The 20,633-nt window shown below is 62.5% G+C and carries 23 protein-coding genes; 8 read left to right on the forward strand and 15 right to left on the reverse strand.

Translation table 11 applies throughout. The features are described from left to right. Positions 1-7: 7 nt before the first annotated feature. From ACUXUR_RS19815 to ACUXUR_RS19880, 14 genes are all read right to left on the reverse strand, one after another. A complete protein-coding gene (locus ACUXUR_RS19815) occupies positions 8-271 on the reverse strand; it encodes a DUF2171 domain-containing protein (RefSeq protein WP_445504078.1) in 264 nt (87 codons plus the stop codon). Further along, a complete protein-coding gene (locus ACUXUR_RS19820) occupies positions 232-1,494 on the reverse strand; it encodes a patatin-like phospholipase family protein (protein ID WP_445504079.1) in 1,263 nt (420 codons plus the stop codon). Before ACUXUR_RS19820 ends, ACUXUR_RS19815 begins: the two co-directional genes overlap by 40 nt. Before the next feature lie 26 nt (positions 1,495-1,520). Then, entirely contained in the window at positions 1,521-3,044 is a 1,524-nt protein-coding gene (locus ACUXUR_RS19825; protein ID WP_445504080.1) for an alginate export family protein, read from the reverse strand. Positions 3,045-3,114: 70 nt separating this feature from the next. Next, the gene (locus ACUXUR_RS19830) at positions 3,115-3,402 is read right to left on the reverse strand and encodes a YciI family protein (protein ID WP_445504081.1); all 288 of its coding nucleotides are present in this window, start codon (positions 3,400-3,402) and stop codon (positions 3,115-3,117) included. A 10-nt stretch (positions 3,403-3,412) separates the two neighbouring features. Further along, the gene (locus tag ACUXUR_RS19835) at positions 3,413-4,063 is read right to left on the reverse strand and encodes a hydrolase (protein WP_445504082.1); all 651 of its coding nucleotides are present in this window, start codon (positions 4,061-4,063) and stop codon (positions 3,413-3,415) included. Between the two features lie 114 nt (positions 4,064-4,177). Beyond that, positions 4,178-4,342, reverse strand: a complete 165-nt coding sequence (locus ACUXUR_RS19840; RefSeq protein WP_445504083.1) for a DUF1427 family protein — start codon at positions 4,340-4,342, stop codon at positions 4,178-4,180. A gap of 3 nt (positions 4,343-4,345) precedes the next feature. Continuing rightward, positions 4,346-4,588: a DUF1427 family protein gene (locus tag ACUXUR_RS19845; protein WP_445504084.1), complete on the reverse strand. Its 243-nt coding sequence runs from the start codon at positions 4,586-4,588 to the stop codon at positions 4,346-4,348. Beyond that, positions 4,585-6,240 (reverse strand): MFS transporter, encoded by a 1,656-nt coding sequence (locus ACUXUR_RS19850; RefSeq protein ID WP_445504085.1) that lies wholly within the window; start codon positions 6,238-6,240, stop codon positions 4,585-4,587. The genes ACUXUR_RS19845 and ACUXUR_RS19850 overlap by 4 nt, the downstream gene beginning before the upstream one ends. Continuing rightward, the gene (locus tag ACUXUR_RS19855) at positions 6,237-6,662 is read right to left on the reverse strand and encodes a DoxX family protein (RefSeq protein ID WP_445504086.1); all 426 of its coding nucleotides are present in this window, start codon (positions 6,660-6,662) and stop codon (positions 6,237-6,239) included. Before ACUXUR_RS19855 ends, ACUXUR_RS19850 begins: the two co-directional genes overlap by 4 nt. Before the next feature lie 11 nt (positions 6,663-6,673). Further along, a complete protein-coding gene (locus ACUXUR_RS19860) occupies positions 6,674-8,641 on the reverse strand; it encodes an amidohydrolase (protein ID WP_445504087.1) in 1,968 nt (655 codons plus the stop codon). A 250-nt stretch (positions 8,642-8,891) separates the two neighbouring features. After that, entirely contained in the window at positions 8,892-9,587 is a 696-nt protein-coding gene (locus ACUXUR_RS19865) for a hydrolase (RefSeq protein WP_445504088.1), read from the reverse strand. 869 nt (positions 9,588-10,456) lie between these two features. Beyond that, positions 10,457-11,335: a helix-turn-helix domain-containing protein gene (locus ACUXUR_RS19870; protein WP_445504089.1), complete on the reverse strand. Its 879-nt coding sequence runs from the start codon at positions 11,333-11,335 to the stop codon at positions 10,457-10,459. A 107-nt stretch (positions 11,336-11,442) separates the two neighbouring features. After that, positions 11,443-12,366, reverse strand: a complete 924-nt coding sequence (locus ACUXUR_RS19875; protein ID WP_445504090.1) for a LysR family transcriptional regulator — start codon at positions 12,364-12,366, stop codon at positions 11,443-11,445. Positions 12,367-12,434: 68 nt separating this feature from the next. Further along, positions 12,435-12,872, reverse strand: coding sequence for a DoxX family protein (locus ACUXUR_RS19880; RefSeq protein ID WP_445504091.1), 438 nt, complete (start codon positions 12,870-12,872; stop codon positions 12,435-12,437). A gap of 189 nt (positions 12,873-13,061) precedes the next feature. On the opposite strand from ACUXUR_RS19880, the gene ACUXUR_RS19885 reads away from it, so the two are divergent. From ACUXUR_RS19885 to ACUXUR_RS19910, 6 genes are all read left to right on the forward strand, one after another. Continuing rightward, a complete protein-coding gene (locus ACUXUR_RS19885) occupies positions 13,062-13,994 on the forward strand; it encodes a ring-cleaving dioxygenase (RefSeq protein WP_445504092.1) in 933 nt (310 codons plus the stop codon). Positions 13,995-14,089: 95 nt separating this feature from the next. After that, positions 14,090-14,710 (forward strand): alpha/beta hydrolase, encoded by a 621-nt coding sequence (locus tag ACUXUR_RS19890; protein ID WP_445504093.1) that lies wholly within the window; start codon positions 14,090-14,092, stop codon positions 14,708-14,710. A 53-nt stretch (positions 14,711-14,763) separates the two neighbouring features. Further along, the gene (locus tag ACUXUR_RS19895) at positions 14,764-15,711 is read left to right on the forward strand and encodes a ring-cleaving dioxygenase (protein ID WP_445504094.1); all 948 of its coding nucleotides are present in this window, start codon (positions 14,764-14,766) and stop codon (positions 15,709-15,711) included. Positions 15,712-15,818: 107 nt separating this feature from the next. Next, complete coding sequence (locus ACUXUR_RS19900; RefSeq protein WP_445504095.1) at positions 15,819-16,064, forward strand: hypothetical protein; 246 nt, start codon at positions 15,819-15,821, stop codon at positions 16,062-16,064. 80 nt (positions 16,065-16,144) lie between these two features. Continuing rightward, positions 16,145-16,420 carry a hypothetical protein gene (locus ACUXUR_RS19905; RefSeq protein WP_445504096.1) on the forward strand — a complete coding sequence of 92 codons (276 nt, stop codon included), beginning with the start codon at positions 16,145-16,147 and terminating at the stop codon, positions 16,418-16,420. Between the two features lie 82 nt (positions 16,421-16,502). Further along, positions 16,503-17,447, forward strand: a complete 945-nt coding sequence (locus ACUXUR_RS19910; protein ID WP_445504097.1) for a pirin family protein — start codon at positions 16,503-16,505, stop codon at positions 17,445-17,447. Positions 17,448-17,551: 104 nt separating this feature from the next. Here the strand turns inward: ACUXUR_RS19910 and ACUXUR_RS19915 are convergent, their stop codons facing one another. Beyond that, complete coding sequence (locus tag ACUXUR_RS19915; protein WP_445504098.1) at positions 17,552-18,631, reverse strand: LacI family DNA-binding transcriptional regulator; 1,080 nt, start codon at positions 18,629-18,631, stop codon at positions 17,552-17,554. A gap of 67 nt (positions 18,632-18,698) precedes the next feature. Here ACUXUR_RS19915 and bglB point away from each other — a divergent pair, with 67 nt between their 5' ends. Next, positions 18,699-19,802, forward strand: a complete 1,104-nt coding sequence (gene bglB, locus ACUXUR_RS19920) for a beta-galactosidase BglB (RefSeq protein ID WP_445504099.1) — start codon at positions 18,699-18,701, stop codon at positions 19,800-19,802. Further along, entirely contained in the window at positions 19,799-20,632 is an 834-nt protein-coding gene (gene kduI, locus ACUXUR_RS19925; RefSeq protein ID WP_445504100.1) for a 5-dehydro-4-deoxy-D-glucuronate isomerase, read from the forward strand. Before bglB ends, kduI begins: the two co-directional genes overlap by 4 nt. Position 20,633 lies beyond the last annotated feature (1 nt).

Here is a 20,633-nt window from a genome sequence, read left to right on the forward strand (position 1 = left end):
AATTTTGCTATTCTTCCCTGGGCTTGCCGTCCGCCTCTTCCTCGAACGAGACGGCGACATCGGCGTTGGCCGACAATCTCACCTTGTCCCCCTCGACCTCGGCGACGAGGGCTATCGAAACGTAGTGGTGATGACCTGCGTGGGAGCCCTGGCCACTGTCCTGCTTGGTCAGCTTGATCCGGTCTCCTTCCAGGCGATCAACGGTGCCGACGTGAATGCCGTCGGCTCCGATCACTTCCATGTGCTCTCTGATCGCGCTTGCATCTGACATGTGTCTTCTCCTCCTGTTAAAGGGCTAGGGCGGGAGCTGCCGGCGGGCTTGACTGCCAAGCCCGTCCCGACGCCCCCATCTGTTCGCCGACGCGAAAGAGTTCTCCCATGTATTCGCGGTCGAATTCCGACCGGGGCTCTTTCATGAATCCCGCAGGAATCGAGGTGAACAAGACGCGCATTGTTTTCACGGGCGATCCGATCCAGTCTCCGCAGGTCCGACAAGCCTTGGTACTTTGTCAGCGTCGTGATGGATCGGACCGCAAGCGGAAAGGCCGCTTGATCGGTGGGCTTGTAATCAGGCGTGAGCTTGCCGTTGCGGATCACATAGAGGGTTCTCTGCCTTGCTGCGCCAAAGGCAGTTTGCTCGAAACGGGAGAAGCGGGTCCGCGGCGGTGCGAAGAAGATCTGGGCCGAGACACCACCATCAACGTGGAGCTCGTCGTAGGCGCGTCCATTGACGTTCACGCGTATTCGTTGAGGAGGGAAGATGGCGGGGATCGCGCTCGATGCGAGCAGAACTTGAACGATGAGGTCGCGACGATCTGATTGCTGGCTCGCGGCGATGGCCGAGAGATCCCAAATGACTGGACGCTGAGCATCGATGTTGGTGGTCTGGACGAGCAAACGACGTCCCTTGGAATACTCCCGCGCAATCGCATCCAACACGTCGTCCGTCATGTATTGCTCGATCAGTCGCTTGAGCGGAGCCGTGTCGTACCGCGAGGACCCCAGAAACCCGAGAATACCGCGATCGACGAGAAGGTCGCTGTCGCCGTACTTCGTGTACATATCCTTCAGCACGCCGTCATATGAGGGGCCAAGGAAGGCGAACGGGGCCGCAAGGGCTCCCGTCGAGACGCCTGTCACCACCTCGAAGCGCGGGCGCTGGCCGCTCCGGGCCCATCCGGTGAGAAAGCCAGCCGCATAGGCGCCATCGCCGCCGCCTCCCGAGATGGCCAGAAAATCGGCCTTCCTGGTGCTGGCTCCTGGTTCGCCGGCAAGAGCTGCATCCTTCACTTGGCGGTATTGCCGGCTGATGACCGCCTCAATCGTCGGCGTCACCTCGTCGCCCCAGAAGCGGATATCGCCGTAGCCGCCGACACGAGCAGCTTCGAGCTCCGGTCCTGGCACGGCCACGCGATCATTCGTTGCGAGGCACCCGCTCATGGCGGCCGCAAGGACCATGACGAGAGCTGCGCGGGTTGAAAGGCTCCATGGCACGGCTCGAACTCTCCACCAAACTGCATTCAGAATTTCAGGACCGTCTCGAACCCCGCGAAGTGGGCCGTCTTGGACGGGCCCGTGTCCTTGATGAACTGCCCCGGCACGAATACCGAGTAAGCCAGTTCCGCGCTGAACCAGCGGGTGGGCTCCCATCCGAGAACCACGTCCGCCTGGGTTCCGATGTAGCGGGCCCGGCTGTCATCGGACGGGCGCACGAGGCCACCACCGTTGTCGTAGATGCCGTCGCCGAGGCTCTCCCGCCAGTAGAACACCGCGGCTCCCGAAAGCGTCCACTGATCGTTGAGATGCAGCGTCAGGTTCGGATGGACATTGATCAGGTTGGACGGTCCGACCAGACCGATCTCGCCAAAGTATTTTCCTTTCGGGAACAGAGCGTTGAAAGTCTGCAGATCCGGATTGTTCGGGTTGCGGTCACCGCTGATGATGTTCGCCCGCAGGCCGACGCGCGGGCTGAAGGTGACGTCCTCGAAGGTGTAGCCAGTGTCGGAGGCAACCGACCAGGCGCGGATATTGCCGCCGTCGAAGCTGCCGAACTGGACCATGCCCTCGAAATTCCAGTCCCAGCCCTGCGCCTTGCCGAAGAAGCGGCTGCCGAGCGTGTGCCGGACCTCGTCTCCGGAGCCCTGGTTGAATTCCGCGTGGGTGTTGCGATAACCGATGTAATAGAGGTCCAGACCGGATTCTGGGCCAATCGCATCCAGTTTGCGGGTGGCATAGACCGACCACACCGACCTATCGTCGTCAAAGTGGTCGTTGAAGCTGTCGACCCTATTGCGCACTGGCCGGGCATAGAAGGCATCAACGCGCCATGGATCCGCTTCGACAGATACCAAACCTGCGTCGAACGACCGGAGCACGTTGGGACCGTACCGCAGGCTGATCAGGCGCTCCGTTCCATACGACAGCAGCTGCCGTCCCCCACGCAAAGTCAGGTCGGCCCCTTCGCTCAGGGGCAGCTTGAATTCGGCGAAGCCCTGCAGGAGTTCGAACCCGGTCTGGTCGACGCCGGTCACCGGCGTCTCCTTGCCGGTGACCCAGGCCCCGATCATCTGGCCGAACAGGCGCACGTTGGGCCCGAGATGCAAGTCGGCATAGGGCAACACGCGGTACCATTGGTAATTGTCGACCGGGATCTCGCCCCAGTTGAAGTTCCAGTAGGCCTCCTCCCTGAACCGCAGCTCAGCTCCGAGGGTCAGATAACTGGTCCCGGAAGCATCGAGTGGGATGAACTTGAAAGGCTCCCACCAGGCTCCTGTGCGCTTGGACGGATCCCGCAGGTACGAATAATCCTCAGTGTAGCGGAGATTGGTCAGCTCGGGCGGCGATGGTGGACTCTCGGCTGCGCTCTGTTCCCCGGACGGATCACCTTGACCGGACGATTGGGCAACTGCTTCCGGGATGGCTGCCAGAGCGAGCGCCAGGAACGCGGCCTTGCTGGCGTATGACAGAATGGATCGGAGCCAGGGGCAAGTCCTTGGATCTTCCGAACTCCCTGGGTTGGAGCTGTCGTCCATCCTACGAAACATGCCTCGCTCCCTTGCCGTCTTGTCGTTGAATCTGGGACGATCGCTTCCGAAGAGTACCGGTGCAATGGGTCTATCCCTGCCGGCGTTGGAAGCCGGTGATCGTGACGCGCTCCCAGATGCCGGCATCGTGGAAGGGATCCGCCCGATTGAACCGCTCAACGGCCGCACGGTCGGCCGCTTCGACCACGAACAGGCTCCCAATCATCGTTGCCCCGTCATCCGTGGTCAGGGGACCCGACATGACAATGCGGACACCATACGGACTCGGATCGGCCAGGAACGCCTTGTGCGCTTCATAGCGAGCGAGACGGACGTCCAAGGCTCCCGACTTGTCCAGTGCGTGGATGACGAACAGCATCGCGACGACTTCACTTCGGGGATCCGACCGGGCTTGGAGGTTTGATCATGTCGCGGGCGTAGCTCAGACCAATCCCATATCCTCCTCCATAGGTCTCCACGATGGAGCGTGCGCCGTCATAGGTCTCGTGGCGGGTCCAATCGCGCTGCAGTTCGAGCAGGACCTGGATCCAGGACGTCATGCGTGCTCCGGCGGCTTCCATCCGGCGGAGAGCAAGATCATGGCTTGTGGGAGTCAGACCTCCGCACGCGTCTGCGACGACATAGACGTCATACCCCTCCGCCAATGCCGAGAGCACAGCGAATGAGACGCAGGCCTCCGTCAGGAGGCCTGAGACCAGCAGGCGCTTCCGGCCCGACGACGTGACAGCCGCGCGAGCCGGCTCGTCCTCCCAGACGTTCATGCTCTTCCGGTCGATCGCCTGCACATCCGGAATGATCTTCTGGATCGCAGGCATCAGAGGCCCGCTGTAGACCTTCGTCGCCGATGTCGAGGCGATGATGGGAAGGCCGAAGACGACGGCTGTTCGAGTCAGGGCCGCGGTGTTGTTGAGCAGCGTCTGACGATCGATCGACTCCACCGCGAAAGCCAGTCCCGCCTGATGATCGATAAGCAGCAGGGCACAATCGGACGGAGTGAGAAGGGATGGGATGTCTGCCATGGATCGGATCTTCCTCGTGGACGTTAACGGCCGACGATACGACCGTCCGTCATGTTCCAGCCAAGCCTCAATTGCCCCACGTCTCATCACTCACAAACGTCGCGGCTGTCGGCCTCACTGCATTCCAAGAATGCGTCCTGTGAGGAGGAAGCCTGCGGTCATGGAGACGACCAAGAGTGCGCCAACAATCTTTGGCGGGGCCGGCGACGGAATATCGACCCAGCGGCAGAAGGCGCCGATCCCAAATGCTATTATGAGGCCTAACGCGATCTGAAGCATGGCTCACCCCACCTTCTGGCGGGAAACATCGCGGGCCATCCCAATATGCCCGTCCGGTCCGCCGCAGTTCTCACGCTGCGTGGCTGGCCGGTGGGACGCGAGGCGGTCGACGATCTCGTAGCCAGCGGACATCGCCAACACGAGAAGCGCCCCGGTGAGCGCCAGCGGCGCGGGCAAGGGCAATTCGACGAGGCGACACACTACGCCGACGCCAAGCGCCAACAGCAGTCCGAGAACAATCTTCATGACGAGATCTCCTCCGTGGTGGGCGCTCTTTCCCGATTCGGTTCGAGCGCGAGGAAATGCTGAACGACCGGGTCTTCTGGTCCCTGATGGAAGCGGCGTGCCTCTGCCTGAATGTCGGCATCCGCTTTCGAGACCCGACGGTGCTGACGCAGGTGCTCGGCCCAGGATTCGACGAAGAACCACTCGACAATATGTTCCGGATCGGCCGCATCCTCGGAAACGCCCCAGGCGTAGGCTCCGTCGCGCCGGCGTTCCTCGGAAAGGCGCTCAAGGGACGTGAGGAAGGCAGCCCGATCCGCCTGCGGGATGCGGTAGGTGACCATGACCATGACAGGCCCTCGGTCGTGCGCGACCGGCTCGGCCATCGCCGGCTCGGGCCAATGCATCGAGGGAGTGAGATCGCCTTCGCCGCTGGGCAGGGGGGCTCTATAGGCGAGTGTCGCGGTCGCAGCCAGAGCGATGCCGGCGACGATCAGGGTGGCATCCGTGCCGATCTCCTGCGCCAGGAAGCCCCAGCCGAGGCTGCCGGCCGCCATGGCGCCATTGAAGGCCGTCAGATAGATTGCTAGACCACGGCCCCTGATCCAGTTCGGCAGGATGGCCTGCATGGTGCTGTTGAGCGTAGTCAGCATCGCAATCCAGGCGATCCCGAGTACGAAGGTCGCGATGATTGCCACAATCTCCGAGTTCGTCACCGCCAGCAACGCGGTCGAGCCTGCCGTGACGAGGGACATTGCGAGCACCAAGCGATCCTGGCCAAGCCCGGCGCGGACCCGCGGAAGCAGAATGGCGCCCACAATTGCGCCTGCCCCAACGCTGCCGAGCAACAGGCCGTAGAAGCTCGGTCCTCCGCCGATCTCCTGGCGTGCCACTATCGGCAACAGCGCCCAGACGGCGCTGGCGAAGGCGAAGAACAGCACGGCCCGCCACAGGATCCGATGGAGGTCATGGCTGGCACGGGCATAACGCAGTCCCGCCCGCAGCGCCCCGCCGAACTGCTCCCGCAGGCCATCATCCGCGTCGGGGGGCCGCTGCCACCACAACAGGGCGGATGCGACCACCACATAGGTGAGGACATCGAGCCCGTAGACCGCTGCGGCACCCAGGGCGGCGAGGAGGAATCCTCCCAGGGCCGGGCCAATGGATCGGGCGATGTTGATCCCGAGCGAGTTGAGTGCCACCGCACCCTTGATATCCGACCGGGGAACGAGTTCAGGCACAATGGACTGCCAGGCCGGTGTCGCCAATGCCGCGCCAACACCGCCGAGGAACGTGAGGGCAACGAGGCTCACGACCGAGACCGCGCCAGACCAGGCCAGGAAGGCGAGGGCGGTGCTCACGAGCCCCAGGCCGATCTGAATGCCGATCAGGAAGCGACGGCGGTCAAGGATATCAGATAGAACACCGGCCGGAATCGCGAGCAGGAAGATCGGCAGGGTGCCGGCGGCCTGAATCATCGCGACGGCAGCCGGCGACGCAGAGATGTCGGTGACGAGCCAGGCGGAGGCGACATCGCGCATGAAGGTGCCGATGTTGCCGAGCACGGTGGCGGTCCAGATCACCGCGAAGAGGCGGTGGTGGAGAGGCGCAAAGGTGCCGGGCGGCGGAGGTGGCGCCGTGTGTTCAGCGACCGCGTCGCGGGATCCGGTCATGGCTGTTTGCTCCGTCCATTGACGGACAAGACCGCCATGGCGAAGCCGCCGACGATGACAACATGCTCGAAGAAGGTGGCGGTCTGGCGCCCGCGATCCGGCCCTTCGAAGGCCCAGAACGGGTGCGCCAGCAGGGTGGCCACAATCGTGAAGCCCGCCAAGATGCCCGCGCCGAGCCAGCAGTAACGGCGGGTGAGGAACAGGAGCGATCCGCCGATCTGGGTGATGATGACGGCTAATGCGAACGGCCCCGCCGGCCCCAGCCCCATCCCTGCAACCTCGGTCATGGCACCCTCGAAATCGAGGAGCTTCATGACGCCGCTGATCAGGAAGGGCGACGCAAGGGCGAGCCGAGCCAGGAGATCGAAGCCGGGGAGGGCCAGGATCTGGCTGATCGGGCGAGGGGCGACAGCGTCAGCCATGGCGTCCACCGTCAGAAAGCCCAGCACGAGCAGCCGAGTGCGCCCCAGAACGAGCGGGCGTCGGAGGTCGGCAGATTGGCGCCCCACGCGCTGGCATGGGCATGGCTATGCACGCCGCAGCTGTTGGCGCAGGCGCAGGCGGCAGCCGCGAAGGCGTACTTGCGCTCGTTTTGAGCATCGGCGCGCTTCTGGTAACCGCCATATGTTTTCACCGGCGACCAATCCGGCATCGCGGGCGGCAGCGGCGGGGCGAGATCCTTGAAGTCGGCGTCGCCATAAACCGGGTTCCCGCCGAGAACCGTCAGGACGGAAGTGATGTCCTGAATCCCGTCCTCGGGAACGGAGAAGTAGTCGTCCGACAGCACCGCCAGATCCGCGAACTGGCCCTCCTTGATCTGCCCCTTCTTGCCGGCCTCGTTCGAGAACCAGGTATTGGCCTCGGTCCACAGCCGCAGGGCGCTCTCGCGGTCAAGCCGGTTGGCCGAGGGATAAAGCGTCAGGCCCGCCAGCGTCTTGCCCGTCACCAGCCAGGACAGTGAGACCCAGGGATTGTAGGAGGCGACGCGGGTCGCGTCCGTCCCCGCACCGACCGGCACGCCGGCGTCCATCATGCGCCGAATTGGCGGCGTGTGTTCGGCCGCCTTGGCGCCATAGCGCTCGACGAAGTACTCGCCCTGGTAGGCCATCCGGTGCTGGACTGCGATGCCGCCGCCCAGCGCGGCGATACGGTCGATGTTGCGGTCGTCGATAGTCTCGGCGTGATCGAAGAACCAGTGCAGGCCGTTGAACGGAATGTCCTTGTTGACCTTCTCGAACACGTCGAGGGCCCGGCCGATCGTCTCGTTGTAGGTGGCGTGCAGCCGCCACGGCCAGCGGTTCTCGGCCAGCAGACGGATGACCGGCTCGAGATCGCTCTCCATGTTCGGCGGCATGTCGGGCCGCTCCACGCGAAAGTCCTCGAAATCGGCGGCGGAATAGACCAGCATCTCGCCGGCGCCGTTGTGGCGGTAGAGGTCGTCGCCTTGGCCCATCTTCACCTGGTTGGCCCAGCTTCGGAAGTCGTTGAGTTCCTCCTTCGGCTTCTGGGTAAACAGGTTGTAGGCGAGACGCACCGTCAAGTGGCCCTCGCGGTGCAACTCCTCGATGATGGAATAATCTTCCGGGTAGTTCTGATAGCCGCCGCCGGCGTCGATCACGCCGGTCACACCGAGCCGGTTGACCTCGCGCATGAAGTGGCGCGAGGAGTTCTTCTGGTATTCGGGCGGGAGCTTCGGCCCCTTGGCGAGGGTCGCATAGAGAATGGTCGCGTTCGGTTTGGCGAGGAGGAGGCCGGTGGGATTGCCCTGTGCATCCTTCTGGATCTCGCCGCCGGGGGGATTGGGAGTGTCCTTCGTGTATCCCACTGCCCGCAGGGCGGCCCCGTTCAGCAGCGCACGGTCGTAGAGGTGCAGGAGCATCACCGGCGTATCCGGCGCGAGGGCGTTGATCTCGTCGAGCGTCGGCAGACGTTTCTCTGCGAATTGGTGCTCGGTGAAGCCGCCGATGACCCGCACCCATTGTGGCGCGGGCGTGCGGTCCACCTGCTCCTTCAACATTTGCATGGCTTGAGCCAGGGAACGGACGCCGTCCCAGCGCAGCTCCATGTTGTAATTGAGCCCGCCACGGATGATATGCATATGGCTGTCGATCAGCCCGGGAATGACGCGTCTCCCTTTCAGGTCGATGCGCCTAGTGTTCGGCCCGGCGAGCGCCATGACCTCCCGCTCGTCCCCGACGGCGACGAAGCGACCGTCGCGCATCGCAACAGCGTCAGCTTGCGGGTTCTGCCGGTCGAGAGTGGTGATCTTACCGTTGAACAGAATAAGGTCGGCGGTGGTGTTCATGGGCTGTGCCTCCGCGCGTTCCGGGCGAAGCCCGAACCCGGCCGCCAATGTGCCGAGCCCTGCGACGACCGTGCGCCGATTGGGATTGGGGATCATGGTTGAACTCCCTTGACGTGAAGGCCCTGTCGGGAGGACACCCGGACCTCTCCTGGCCTGTTTGAGGGAGGATAATGACTCGCGGTCGGGCCATCATTGCCCTTGCCGCGAACACACTGTTTGACATCGATGAACATCGCCAATGGCTGTGGTGGAGCGGGCTCGGGTCCGATCATCAGGCGCCTCGCGCGTCCGGCGGGCTTTGCATGATCTGAAGATTGCAGCCCGCCGGGTGATCGGACGCCGGGCCTCACCTGGCCGCGGCTTCCGTGGCCATTCCGACGCCGGTCGCATGAGCATCTTCGCGGCCACCGAACATGGTCTTGGCGTAGATGATGCCGAGGCCATAGGCACCGCCATACTTCTTGGCAATTCCAGTGGTCGTGTCATAGGTTTCGGTGCGCGCCCAATCGCGCTGCAGCTCAAGCAGGTACTGCAGGGACGTCATGGGCCGTGAGCCAGCCTGTATCATGCGCTCGATGGCGCGCTCATGAGCTTCCGTCGAGACGTCACCACATGCATCGGTTACGATATAGACCTCATATCCTTGGTCCAACGCTGACAAGGCTGGCCCGACGATGCAGACGGATGTCCAAAGGCCGGCCAACACGACCCGTTTTTTACCGATCTCATTGACGCGCTGAATGACGGCCGCATCCTCCCAGGTATTCATGGAGGTACGGTCAAGCAGCTTCTCCCCTGGGAAGGCGTCCGTGATCTCGTTGAACATCGGGCCGGAGAAACTTTTCTCCGCTACCGTTGTCAGAATGGTCGGCACCTTGAACTCTGCTGCAGCATGGGAAATCAGAGCTGCGTTATTCCGTAGAGACACAGCGTCGATGGACTTGGTCGCAAAGGACATCTGTGACTGGAAATCGATCATGATCAAAATGTGGTCATTGGGCGAAAGCAGGAGCTTGCCAGGAGTGGGTGTAGCATTGGCCATGGATGCTTTCCTTTCTGTGCAGGTGTGCTGAGTTAATCGAAACCCCTTGTCCACCTCGCCCGGGTGGAGCTTTCCATTGTTCCTCTTGCCGTATCGATCAGGTTCTTACGAAGGCGAAGCGATCGTGGGTAAACCTTTTCCATTCAGAATGTCGAATGCCTGAATACACGCACGAGGCGCTGTTGAAACTTTTCGGACAGGAACGCTTCGATAAAACTAGCACTAGTACCGTAGGCGAGGATGGCAGAAGTCATGCTTCAGGGCGTGCTCAGGATTGCTGACAGGTTCATGATCCTGCGCAAAAAAACACATTGAGTAAATCTGTTGTAAGTCCGAGTGCCTTTGCGCGCGACAAATGCCTCTCGCCGAGGCGGCGCAAATCAAAACCTTCGGTGCTGGTCTGGTGGTGAAACCATGGCTCCCATCCATTGGGACCCGCACCGATTGCCTCAATGCAGGGACATGTCCTAGTCGCGAGAATTGCCACATGAAAATTTTATCGCAGGTATAAGGCAGTCACAAGCTCAAATGTCGCGACCACGCATTGCTGTCCTGCCTCCAAAACCTGCTCTCCTCAGCATGTGGCACCACACGATGCACCAGCAGAACGAGACGCGAGCTGGTCTAACCTGGTTCATCCCTATCGGCAGTAAGGTTCTGTTCTCGGCGGCGATTGTTCGTGCCGGAGGGGTGTCGGCCGCTTGCTCACGAGAGCATCGCAGTCGGGTTCGTTGCCATCCGGTAAGAATCTTCGCCGGAAGGGCCCGTTAGTCTTCTCCATCCGCGACCCTTTCGCTCTTTCCGATGTCGCTGGTGACGAAGTGGGGCTGGCTGGTTAAACAATTTGACGCGTCGTCGACCATCTCCGTTCAAAGCCGTGACTGTCGCCTGTACTCTGTGGGGGTCGTGCTGACCGAATATCGGAACACGGTCGCCATGTGTTGGGATGAAGCGAACCCACAGGTATGCGCGATTTCAGTGATGGAGAAATCGGTGCTCGCCAGAAGCTCTTTTGCACGTTCGATGCGAAGCATCATTTGGTACCGGTGTGGCGGAACTCCCATGCTGGCCTTGAAAGCGCGCGCAAAGTGGTAGGGCGACAGATCAACGAGGCCAGCAAGATTGGCGAGCGACAGGTCATCCGCGATGTGGCTGTGAATGTAATCGATGAGCAGCCTCAACTCTCTCGGCTTAAGGCCGCCTCTACGCGAGCCGTCCTCGAAGCGAGGCTTGTGCGCTCGCACGAGCAGTGTAGCAAATGCTATGCCGAGACTGTCAGTCTCCAGCCGTGCCAATGGCTGTGTGCTCAGCTCCCACAACCGCTCGGCGAAGTGGATCGGCAGCATGTCAGAATGCGCACCAAAGTGGAGCGGTCCAAGATCACGGGAACACGATGCGCAATCCTGAAACATCTCGCTGGGGAACTCCACGACGAGCAGGTCGATATCCGCCGAAAGTTCGTAGGTGCAAGAATGGTTCGGAGGAGCGATCACGTAGTTGGGTGTAGAGAGCTTGGCCTCGAAGCGGCCTGCCCCGAGATCAATTCGGGACGTACCTAACCTAGGTCTGCGGCTGATTTGGAGCGAGATGCCATAGGAGGATTCCATGTAATTGCCAGCTGCATGACGTGGCGAGCGAAATAGATTTAATCTGCCAGCGGACCGGTGTTCCTGTTCAAAGGCATAGGTCGAGCGATAGTAATCTGCATAACTCCTCCTTAAATCGGCACTGAATTGAGCGCTGTTCATATGGGCTGTTCCTTGCCTTCAGGTTATGGTTTGCGCCAGTTCTTGGAGGTTTATCTGCATGAGCTTCGGAGAAACTGCAGCGATAGAGTTATCGTTGTTGCAGAAAGCTAATCACTGCTTGTGACCAGTCCTTCGATGAACTTGCGTTTTTTCGCAATTTCCTCGGCGAGGAAGTCGAGAAACACCCGGACGCGTGGGGAATGGCGCAGATCAGGATGTGTCAGGAGCCAGAGGTCGGCGGAAAACTCGGGATCGGGTGGACTAAGGCGGACAAGCCCCGGTCGAGCATCGCCGATGAAGCAGGGGAGGTGACCAATGCCAAGGCCTTGCTCGACCGCCTCGGCCAAGCCAAGAACCGTGTTGACCTTGTAGCCGATCCGCTCCGGCGGTACGTGCTCGTGGACGAACTTCACCGCCTTAAGCGTCGCGAGATTGTCGCCAAGTGACACCCAATCGCGTTCGAACAGGCTCTCTTGGTCAATAGCTTCGGGCACGGGGAAATCGCTGGTGCGGCCATACAACGCCCACGCGATGGTTGCGGCTCGACGGCCGACGAGGTTCTCGGGTGGATTGTCGGTGGCGCGGATCGCCACGTCGGCATCGCGCTTCGATAGGTTCAGCTCCTGGTTGGCCAGAACCACGTCGAGGCGCACGTCGTGGCACTTCTTCCGGAACTTGACGAACAGGGGTGTCAGCAAGTGGACCAGGAGCGAGTCATTGGTGGTCACCCGCAGCTCGCCTGCCGGTGCCAGTTCGCGTCCAGCCATCTTGCGGGTGAAGGCAGTGATGTCCTCGTCCACCCTCTGCGCCAGTGCGACCATTTCCTCGCCGACGGTGGTGAGGGTGTAACCGCTGCGGTGGCGCTCGAAGAGCTTGGCCCCGAGCGCGTCCTCGATCTGACCGAGGCGGCGGAACACGGTGGAGTGGTTTATCCCGAGAAGCGCTGCGGCCGCCGGCAGGCTTCGCACGTCAGCGATAGCCTTGATCAGCCGGAAGTCGTCCCAAGACAAGTTCTTGTACGGTTCAACCATGGTAAGCCACCGTGCAGATGAGCGGCGGCGCAGGGGCGCGCCGGCCGCCAATGTCGAGTTGTTGTCCCTTAGCTGATGCGAGGGCGCAGCGTAGCTGTAGAGCCACCCGTAAAGGTAACGGGCTTCACGGCAAAGACACCATCGCCAATCAGGATATGTGCGACAGCAGCAAGAGCAAGGAACGCAGGGTACTCCCAGCCGCCGTTCGGGGCATTGAACACCCAGCCGTTCGGAGCATGGACGAGAAGTGCGCCGAGCAGGACCGGGAGCAGCACGACCGAGACCGCGCGGGCATAGAAGCCGGTGAGGATGGCAAGGCCGCCGATCAGTTCAGCCAGGATGATCGGCCAGGCGAGAAAGCTCGGGAAGCCGACCTGTCCGAGGAAGCCGGCGAAGCCCGGCACCGTGAATACGGCGATCTTCAAGTAGGCGTGGGCGATGAACATGATACCGAGGCCGGCACGCAGGGCGAAGGCGCCGTAAGGGGCGAAGCGATTATCGATCATGGGGCTGTCTCCTGGACCGGAAGTGGTCCCTTGGGGGCGAAAGTGATCATTTCATGAATGCAATGCAATTGACCAGAAGGCAATTTTTATATTGCGTGTATGCAATAAAAACCGCGTGGTGATCGGACCGAACCTGCTTATCTCTGGAGCAGCACCGGGGCGTTGATTGCCCCATGAAAGGACACGACAATGCTCCAGAACGGCATTCACCACGTGACAGCCATCGCAGGTCCGGCCCAGCGGAATCTCGATTTCTACACCCGGGTCCTGGGGCTTCGCCTCGTGAAGAAGACGGTCAATTTCGATGATCCTGGCACCTACCATTTCTACTACGGCGACGAGTCCGGCCAGCCCGGCACCATTCTGACGTTCTTTCCCTGGGAGCATGCCGCTCCGGGCCGGCTCGGCGCTGGCGAGACTCAGGAGACCGTGTTCCGGGTGCCCGAAGGTTCCATCGGCTACTGGACCCACCGCCTCGTCGAGAAGGGCGTGGTGCTTGAGGCGCCGCAGCAGCGCTTCGGCGAGACCGTGCTGGCGTTCAAGGACCCGGACGGCATGCGCCTGGCGCTCGGTGCCGTGCCCGGCACCGAGCACGAGCCCGCCTGGACAGCAGACGAGATTCCGGCCGAGCATGCGATCCGCGGCTTTCATAGCGCCAGCCTGCTGGTGACGAGGGCGGCTCCGACCGGGGCGATCCTGACCGACATCTTCGGCTTCACGGAGATCGCCCGCGAAGGCTCGCTGGTGCGCTACAAGGCGGGCGATACGGTGCTCGGCGGCATCATCGATCTGCGGGAGGCCGGAGAGTTTCCGCGGGGCCGTTCCGGGGCCGGCACGGTCCACCACATTGCCTTCCGGGCGACCACCGACGCGGTGCAAGCGGAGATGGTCAAGAAGCTCGCCGAGAACCACGGCATCCGCACGACCGAGCAGAAGGACCGCGACTACTTCCGCGCCGTCTACTTCCGTGAGCCGAACGGAATCCTGTTCGAGATCGCCACGGACGATCCGGGATTTGCGGTCGATGAGCCAGCCGAAACCCTCGGCCAGGCCCTGAAGCTGCCGCGCTTCCTGGAGCCGAAGCGCGCCAGAATCGAGGCTGTGCTGCCGAAGGTCGTCTGACTGACTTCACTCCCCTGCCGCCTGAGCGAGTCAGGAGGCAGGGATCCGTTCCTCAACCAAATTGCCGGGGCCTATCAGCCCTGATCGAGGTTGCCATGACCACCACGCTTGAACTCTCGTTCATCCACCGCTTCAAGCCGGCCTCCGAGCCGGGCCGCCCACCGCTCCTGCTGCTGCACGGCACCGGCGGCAACGAGGACGATCTGCTGTCGCTTGGGCAGATGCTCTCGCCGGGCTCCGCTCAGCTTTCCCCGCGCGGCAAGGTGCTGGAGGGCGGGATGCCCCGCTTCTTCCGCCGCCTGCGTGAGGGCATCTTCGACGAGGAGGACGTGCGCCGCCGCGCCAACGAACTGGCCGATTTCATCGCTGAGGCGCGGGAATCCTACGGTCTGGCCGCTCCGATTGCGGTTGGCTTCTCGAACGGCGCCAACATCGCCGCGGCCGTGCTTCAGCTCCGGCCCGAAGCCCTCGCCGGGGCCGCCCTGCTGCGGGCCATGGTGCCCTTGGTCGATCCGCCGGCCGCTGATCTCGCCGGAAAGCCCGTGCTGATCATCTCGGGGGCATCGGATCCCATCGTGCCGGCGGACAACGCCAAGCGGCTGGCTACGCTGCTGACGGGCGCCGGCGCCAATGTCGAGCACCGCGTGCTCCCGACGGGCCACGGGCTGTCCCAGACCGACGTGGCCCTCACCAAGGCTTGGATCGATCAACTTTAACCATTGCGGCAGGTGGGCCAGCCGGCCCGCCTTGCCCGACAAGGACACCAACCATGCAACTGACCGGCATTCATCACCTCACCGCCGTGACCGCCGACGCGTCCGGCAATCACGCTTTCTACACTCAAGCACTCGGCATGCGGCTCGTGAAGAAGACCGTGAACCAGGACGACGTGAGCGCCTACCACCTGTTCTACGCCGACGGGCGCGGCTCGCCCGGCACGGACATCACCTTCTTCGACTGGCCCGTGGAGCGCGAGCAGCGCGGCACGCACAGCATCTCGCGGACCGGCCTGCGTGTGAATGGCGAGAAGGCGCTGCACTGGTGGAAGGACCGCCTCAGTTCCCTCAACATCGCGCATCAGCCGATCACCGAGCGCGACGGGCGGCTCATGCTCGACTTCGAGGATTTCGAGGGCCAGCGCCTGAGCCTCGTCGACGATGGCGGGAAGGGCGAAGCGCATCCGTGGGAGCGCAGCCCCGTGCCGGCGGAATATCAGATCCGTGGCCTCGGGCCGATCACCATCAGCGTGCCTGATCTTCACTATACTGAACTCGTGCTCACGAAGATCATGGGCATGGCGCGCGTTCGCGACTACGCCACGCCGGGCAACGAGGAAACCCGCACCTACGTTTACCAGATGGGAGCGGGTGGGCCGGCGGCGGAGCTCCATGTGTCCGTCGAGCCCAACCTTCCGATCGCCCAGCCCGGGGCAGGGGGCGTCCACCATGTGGCGTTCCGCATCCCCGATGCCGATTACAAGGCCTGGGCGGAGCGGCTCAACCACGTACGCATGCCGTCGAGCGGTCCGGTGGATCGGTTCTGGTTCCGCAGCCTCTACTTCCGCGAGCCGAACGGGATCCTGTTCGAGATTGCCACCGATGGGCCGGGCTTCGCCACAGACGAGTCGATGGAGCATCTCGGCGAGACGCTCTCGCTGCCGCCGTTCCTGGAAGGCCGGCGCCAGCAGATCGAGGCAGATCTGCGGCCGTTGGCGTGACGCGATCCCGATCGACCTGTCGCACGTCTGAAGGGCGCCTCAGGGCCTAACATCTGATAAGGTGTCGTCTGGCGCTGTCAGAATGCGACCGAACTGAGGAGATGACCATGGAGTTCATCCTGCGGCTTCAGTGCGACGACATCCTTGGGGCCAGAATCGAGCGGGAGACACCGACGGGCTTGGTCACGATAGCGACTGCCGCGCCGCAGGGTGGGAGCCTGGAGGTGCATCTCCTCGATCCACCTGCAAACGCGGGTTTGGAGTTTCTCGATGGGCTCCGGGCACAGGATTGCAGCGATCTGAGACGGCAGCTGGCACGGCCGAACGTCATGGTCGTCATGCCGGACGTTTGATGCGCCGGCATCCATGGGATGTGCTGATCGAATACACATCCGGTGTGAAGGGCGCTTGCCGAGCTTAAATTGGAGGCATCATGACACCCGATGAACTATGGTTCGCTGACAACCCATCGCGGCGCTACCGGCTCCGGGACGCGACCCGGCCCGAAGCGGATGCAGCACGCGCCGAGATGGGTCACAAGGAGCGGAGTGCTGCGCTGCATTTCTGGCGAATTGTCGGGCGGGACGGAACGGGCACCACATTCGGGTCGACAGCCTGGAGTGGGCCCTCTGTTCCGGCCGATACGGATGACGCGCTTGAGGAACATCTGAGGGCCTGGGAGTCGAGCGAACGACGGGAGGGGGCATGATCTCCGCCTGTTGTTTTCTCGAAAGGCCGGCTGAAGACAGCGGCGAAACAACCGCACTCTGTGCAGGGAAGGAGACGATCTGATGAGCTGGAATCCCGCTGAAGACCCGCAGCCCGGCGACAAGCTCGCCTGTGACGCCATCGAGACCGTGATCGTGCCACGCGCCCGCGATCTCGGCAGCTTCGAGGTGCGTCGCGCGCTTCCTTCCGCGCAGCGGCAGATGGTCGGCCCCTTCATCTTCTTCGACCAGATGGGGCCGTCCGAGTTCCTGCTCGGATCCGGCATGGACGTGCGGCCCCATCCCCATATCGGCCTCTCCACCGTCACCTATCTCTTCGACGGCGAGATCATGCACCGCGACTCGCTCGGGAGCGAATTGCCAATCCGCCCCGGCGAACTCAACTGGATGACGGCCGGGCGCGGCATCGTCCATTCCGAGCGGACCTCGCAGGAGCTGCGCACGACGGGCTCGAAGCTCTTCGGCATCCAGAGCTGGGTGGCGCTGTCGGCCAAGGACGAGGAGGCCACGCCTGACTTCGTGCATTACGACGCGGGCGACATGCCGGTGCTCGATGGCGACGGCAAGACGGTGAGGATCATCGCCGGTTCGATCCTCGGAGCGACCTCGCCGGTGAAGACCTCCAGTCCGATGTTCTATGCCGATGTGGCGCTGCGGTCGGGAGCCGCCGTTCCGCTCGATCCGGACTACGACGAGCGGGCGATCTACACCGTCTCGGGCGAGGTCGAAATCGCTGGCGACGTATTCCCGCCAGGACAGCTCCTGGTGTTTCGTCCGGGCGACCGCATTACGATCCGGGCGCGCAGCGATGCCCGCTTCATGATGCTGGGTGGCGAGCCGATGGATGGCCCACGCTTCATCTGGTGGAACTTCGTCTCGTCGCGGCAGGACCGCATTGAGCAGGCGAAGGCCGACTGGAAGGCGGCCAGGTTCGACACGGTGCCGGGGGACGAGGCCGAGTTCATCCCGCTGCCGGAGCCTCCGCCCCCGCCGGTGCGCTATCCTTAGCACAATCTGAGCGCCAGGGGCTCGGTGCGCTGGGATGAACAGCGACGTTTAAAGCAGCCGGAATGCTTTTGCCTTCATGAAGGGGCTATAGCTGCGCGCGCAGGTCACGCAATTCCATGAGCGACTGACGCCGTGGAATCGCGTTCGATGAGGCGGCAAGCGAGCTCTGTCCGACGCACGACGCGTTGACCCTGTGTCGAGAGTTCGATCAGCATCTCGACGGCCGTCTCGCCCAGTTCGCGGGCCGGGATGTGCATGGTGGTCAGGCGCGGGGTGAGAAGATCCGAAATCGGCAGATTGTCGATTCCCATCACCGATATCTCTTCCGGGCATGCGATCTGACGTGCTTTCAACGCAGAGAGGGCTCCCAGCGCGAGACTGTCGGCGGCGCAGAGCAATGCGGTCACATCGAGCTGGCCTTTGTCGAGGCGCTCACCGATGGCACGCTCAGCGCATTCCGGCGTCCAATCCTCTACGCTGATCACGTTTTCATCCGAGCAGGGCAGGCCGTGTTCCAACAGGGCGTCGCGCCAGCCTTCAAGACGGCGTCGGATGGTCGGGCGACCGGGCCGCATGACAAAGCCAATGCGCTCATGACCCAAGCCGATGAGGTAATCGCAAGCCATGCGCGTTGCGGACCGATTGCATGGGCTGACACTCGAGATCCGCATGAGCGGATCGTCGCTGTTGATGAGAACCGCAGCTTTGCCGCTCTCTTGAATCCGAGACATCACCTGCATGTCGTCGACCGTGAGCAGGAGAACGCCGAGAATATCTTCGCTGATGAGGGCATCCGTCAGCGGGGCCTGACCCTCCTCCGGATCGGGTAGCGGTATCAGGGATATTTCGATCTCTCGTGCCGCAGCGGCCGATTTCAATCCTTCCAGGACGTGCCAGGTGAACTGCGTGCGGCTGTAATCCGTCATGGCGGCCTTGCTGGCAAAGACCGCAATCCGTGCCCCCTGCACCATGTTGGGAAGGGGATATTGCGCGTTCCTTGCCGCCTCGAAGATCCGTTGGCGGACATCCTCCCGGACCCCTTTCTGCCCCGCCAAAGCACGCGACACGCTGCTGATGGAGACATCACAGGCAAGAGCAATGTCGCGCAGCCGGCTGCGCGCAAGGTTTTTCGAGGAGAGAGCGGGCTTCTTGGACATGGTGGAGATATTGCAAAAAATTTTCATGTTGCGCAATCTTTTCATCTGATGAAAAATCATCTCAACAACAACAGATGCCCGGGAGGCAGCGCAAATGAGGGAGAGTGGGCGTCTTACGCGCCAGCTCGATCGTCTCGTCGCAGGCATGGTGGCTTTGCGCCATGACGGGACATTCGATGAGCCAAATCTTGACGGGACTCCCGGCGATTACATCAGCTTCGACGGCTGGGAATGGCCCCAGGGCGTAGGCCTATATGGTCTGGTCCGGTACTGGGAGTTCACCGGCAACGACGAGCATCGCTGCTTGATCGAGGCTTGGTACGAGCGTCAACTCGGGAAAGGCCTGCCGGCGCTCAACGTGAATACCACCGCGCCCATGCTCGGCCTGTCCATGCTCTGGGACAAGACGCGGGAGGAGCGCTGGCGCGCACCTCTCGACCACTGGGCGGATCTCGCGATGAACAGCCTTCCCCGCACGGAGGAAGGCGGCTTCCAGCATATCGTGTCCGATGGCGTCAATCCCGCGGAACTGTGGGACGATACGCTCTTCATGGTATGCCTCTTCCTGGCGAATTACGGCCGGGCCTCAGGCCGCGACGATCTCGTTCAGGAATCGGTGAGACAGTTCCTGCTGCACGCGCATTACCTGACCGATACGAAAACCGGCCTGTGGTTTCATGGCTGGACCTTCGAAGGGCGGCACAATTTTGCGCGTGCGCGCTGGGCGCGGGGCAATGCCTGGATTACGGCGGGGCTTCTCGATTTCATCGAACTCGGCGGCATCGAGGGCGGCGTAAAGGAATATCTCCTCAGCTGCCTGCGGACGCAGGCCAAGTCTCTCCTGCACCATCAGGACCGCAGCGGCGCTTGGCATACGCTGATCGACGATTCGTCTTCCTATCTTGAGGCCTCTGCGACGGCCGGTTTCGGCTACGGCCTTCTGAAAGCTGCGCGTCTTGGAGTCCTGGGGGAGGATGCGCGGCAGGCAGGACTTCGCGCCTTGGACTACGTGCTCGACAACATCGACGAGAACGGCACGCTGCAGAATGTTTCCTACGGCACCCGCATGGGACGTGATCTGCAATTCTACCACGATATCCCCATCCAGCCGACGGCTTACGGTCAGGCTCTCGCCATTCTGCTTCTGGCGGAGGCCGTCCGCCATATGAACGATGCTCAACAGGAGACCGCTGCATGATCGAGGTTCGCTATGGAGCGGGGCCTGAAACGATTGGTTCCTTGTCGACGGAAGACCTGCGCTCGACCTTTCTCATCGATCAGCTGTTCCCGAAGGACGATGTTCGTCTCGTCTACACCCATATCGACCGCATGATCCTCGGCGGCTCCGTGCCCGTGGGAAAAAGCGTCACCTTCGGCGAGGGCGCTCCCATCGGCACGCCGCACCTGCTGTCTTATCGTGAGATGGGCATTGCCAATCTCGGCGGACGAGGCCGCATCGCGGTGGACGGGAAGAGTTTCGACCTCGACAACCGGGACATCCTCTATGTGGGGCGCGGCGCGCAGCGCCTGACCTTATCGAGCGCGGATGCCGGCAATCCTGCTCGCTTCTACATGACCTCCGTTCCCTCGCAGGTGGATTATCCGCATCGGCTGATCACGAGAGCCGAGGCGAAGCCGCTGGAGCTGGGCGAGGAGAAGCGCTCGAACAGGCGCTCGCTGCGCATGTACATCCATCCGGAAGTCGCGCCCTCCGGGCTTCTCCTCATGGGCATCACCGATCTCGCCCATGGCAGCGTGTGGAACACCATGCCGCCGCATCTGCATGAGCGGCGCATGGAGGCGTATGTCTATTTCGACATGGCGCCCGAGGACCGCGTCATTCACCTGATGGGACGCCCGGAAGAGACGCGCCACCTCGTTGTGGCGAATGGCGATGCGATCCTGTCGCCGGCATGGTCGATCCATATGGGAGCCGGCACAGGGCCCTATGCCTTCGTCTGGAGCATGACTGGCGAGAACCAGGAATACACTGATGTCGATCCGGTGCCGGTGAGCAGGCTGCGGTGAG

The sequence above is a fragment of the Microvirga medicaginis genome, from assembly GCF_052658925.1.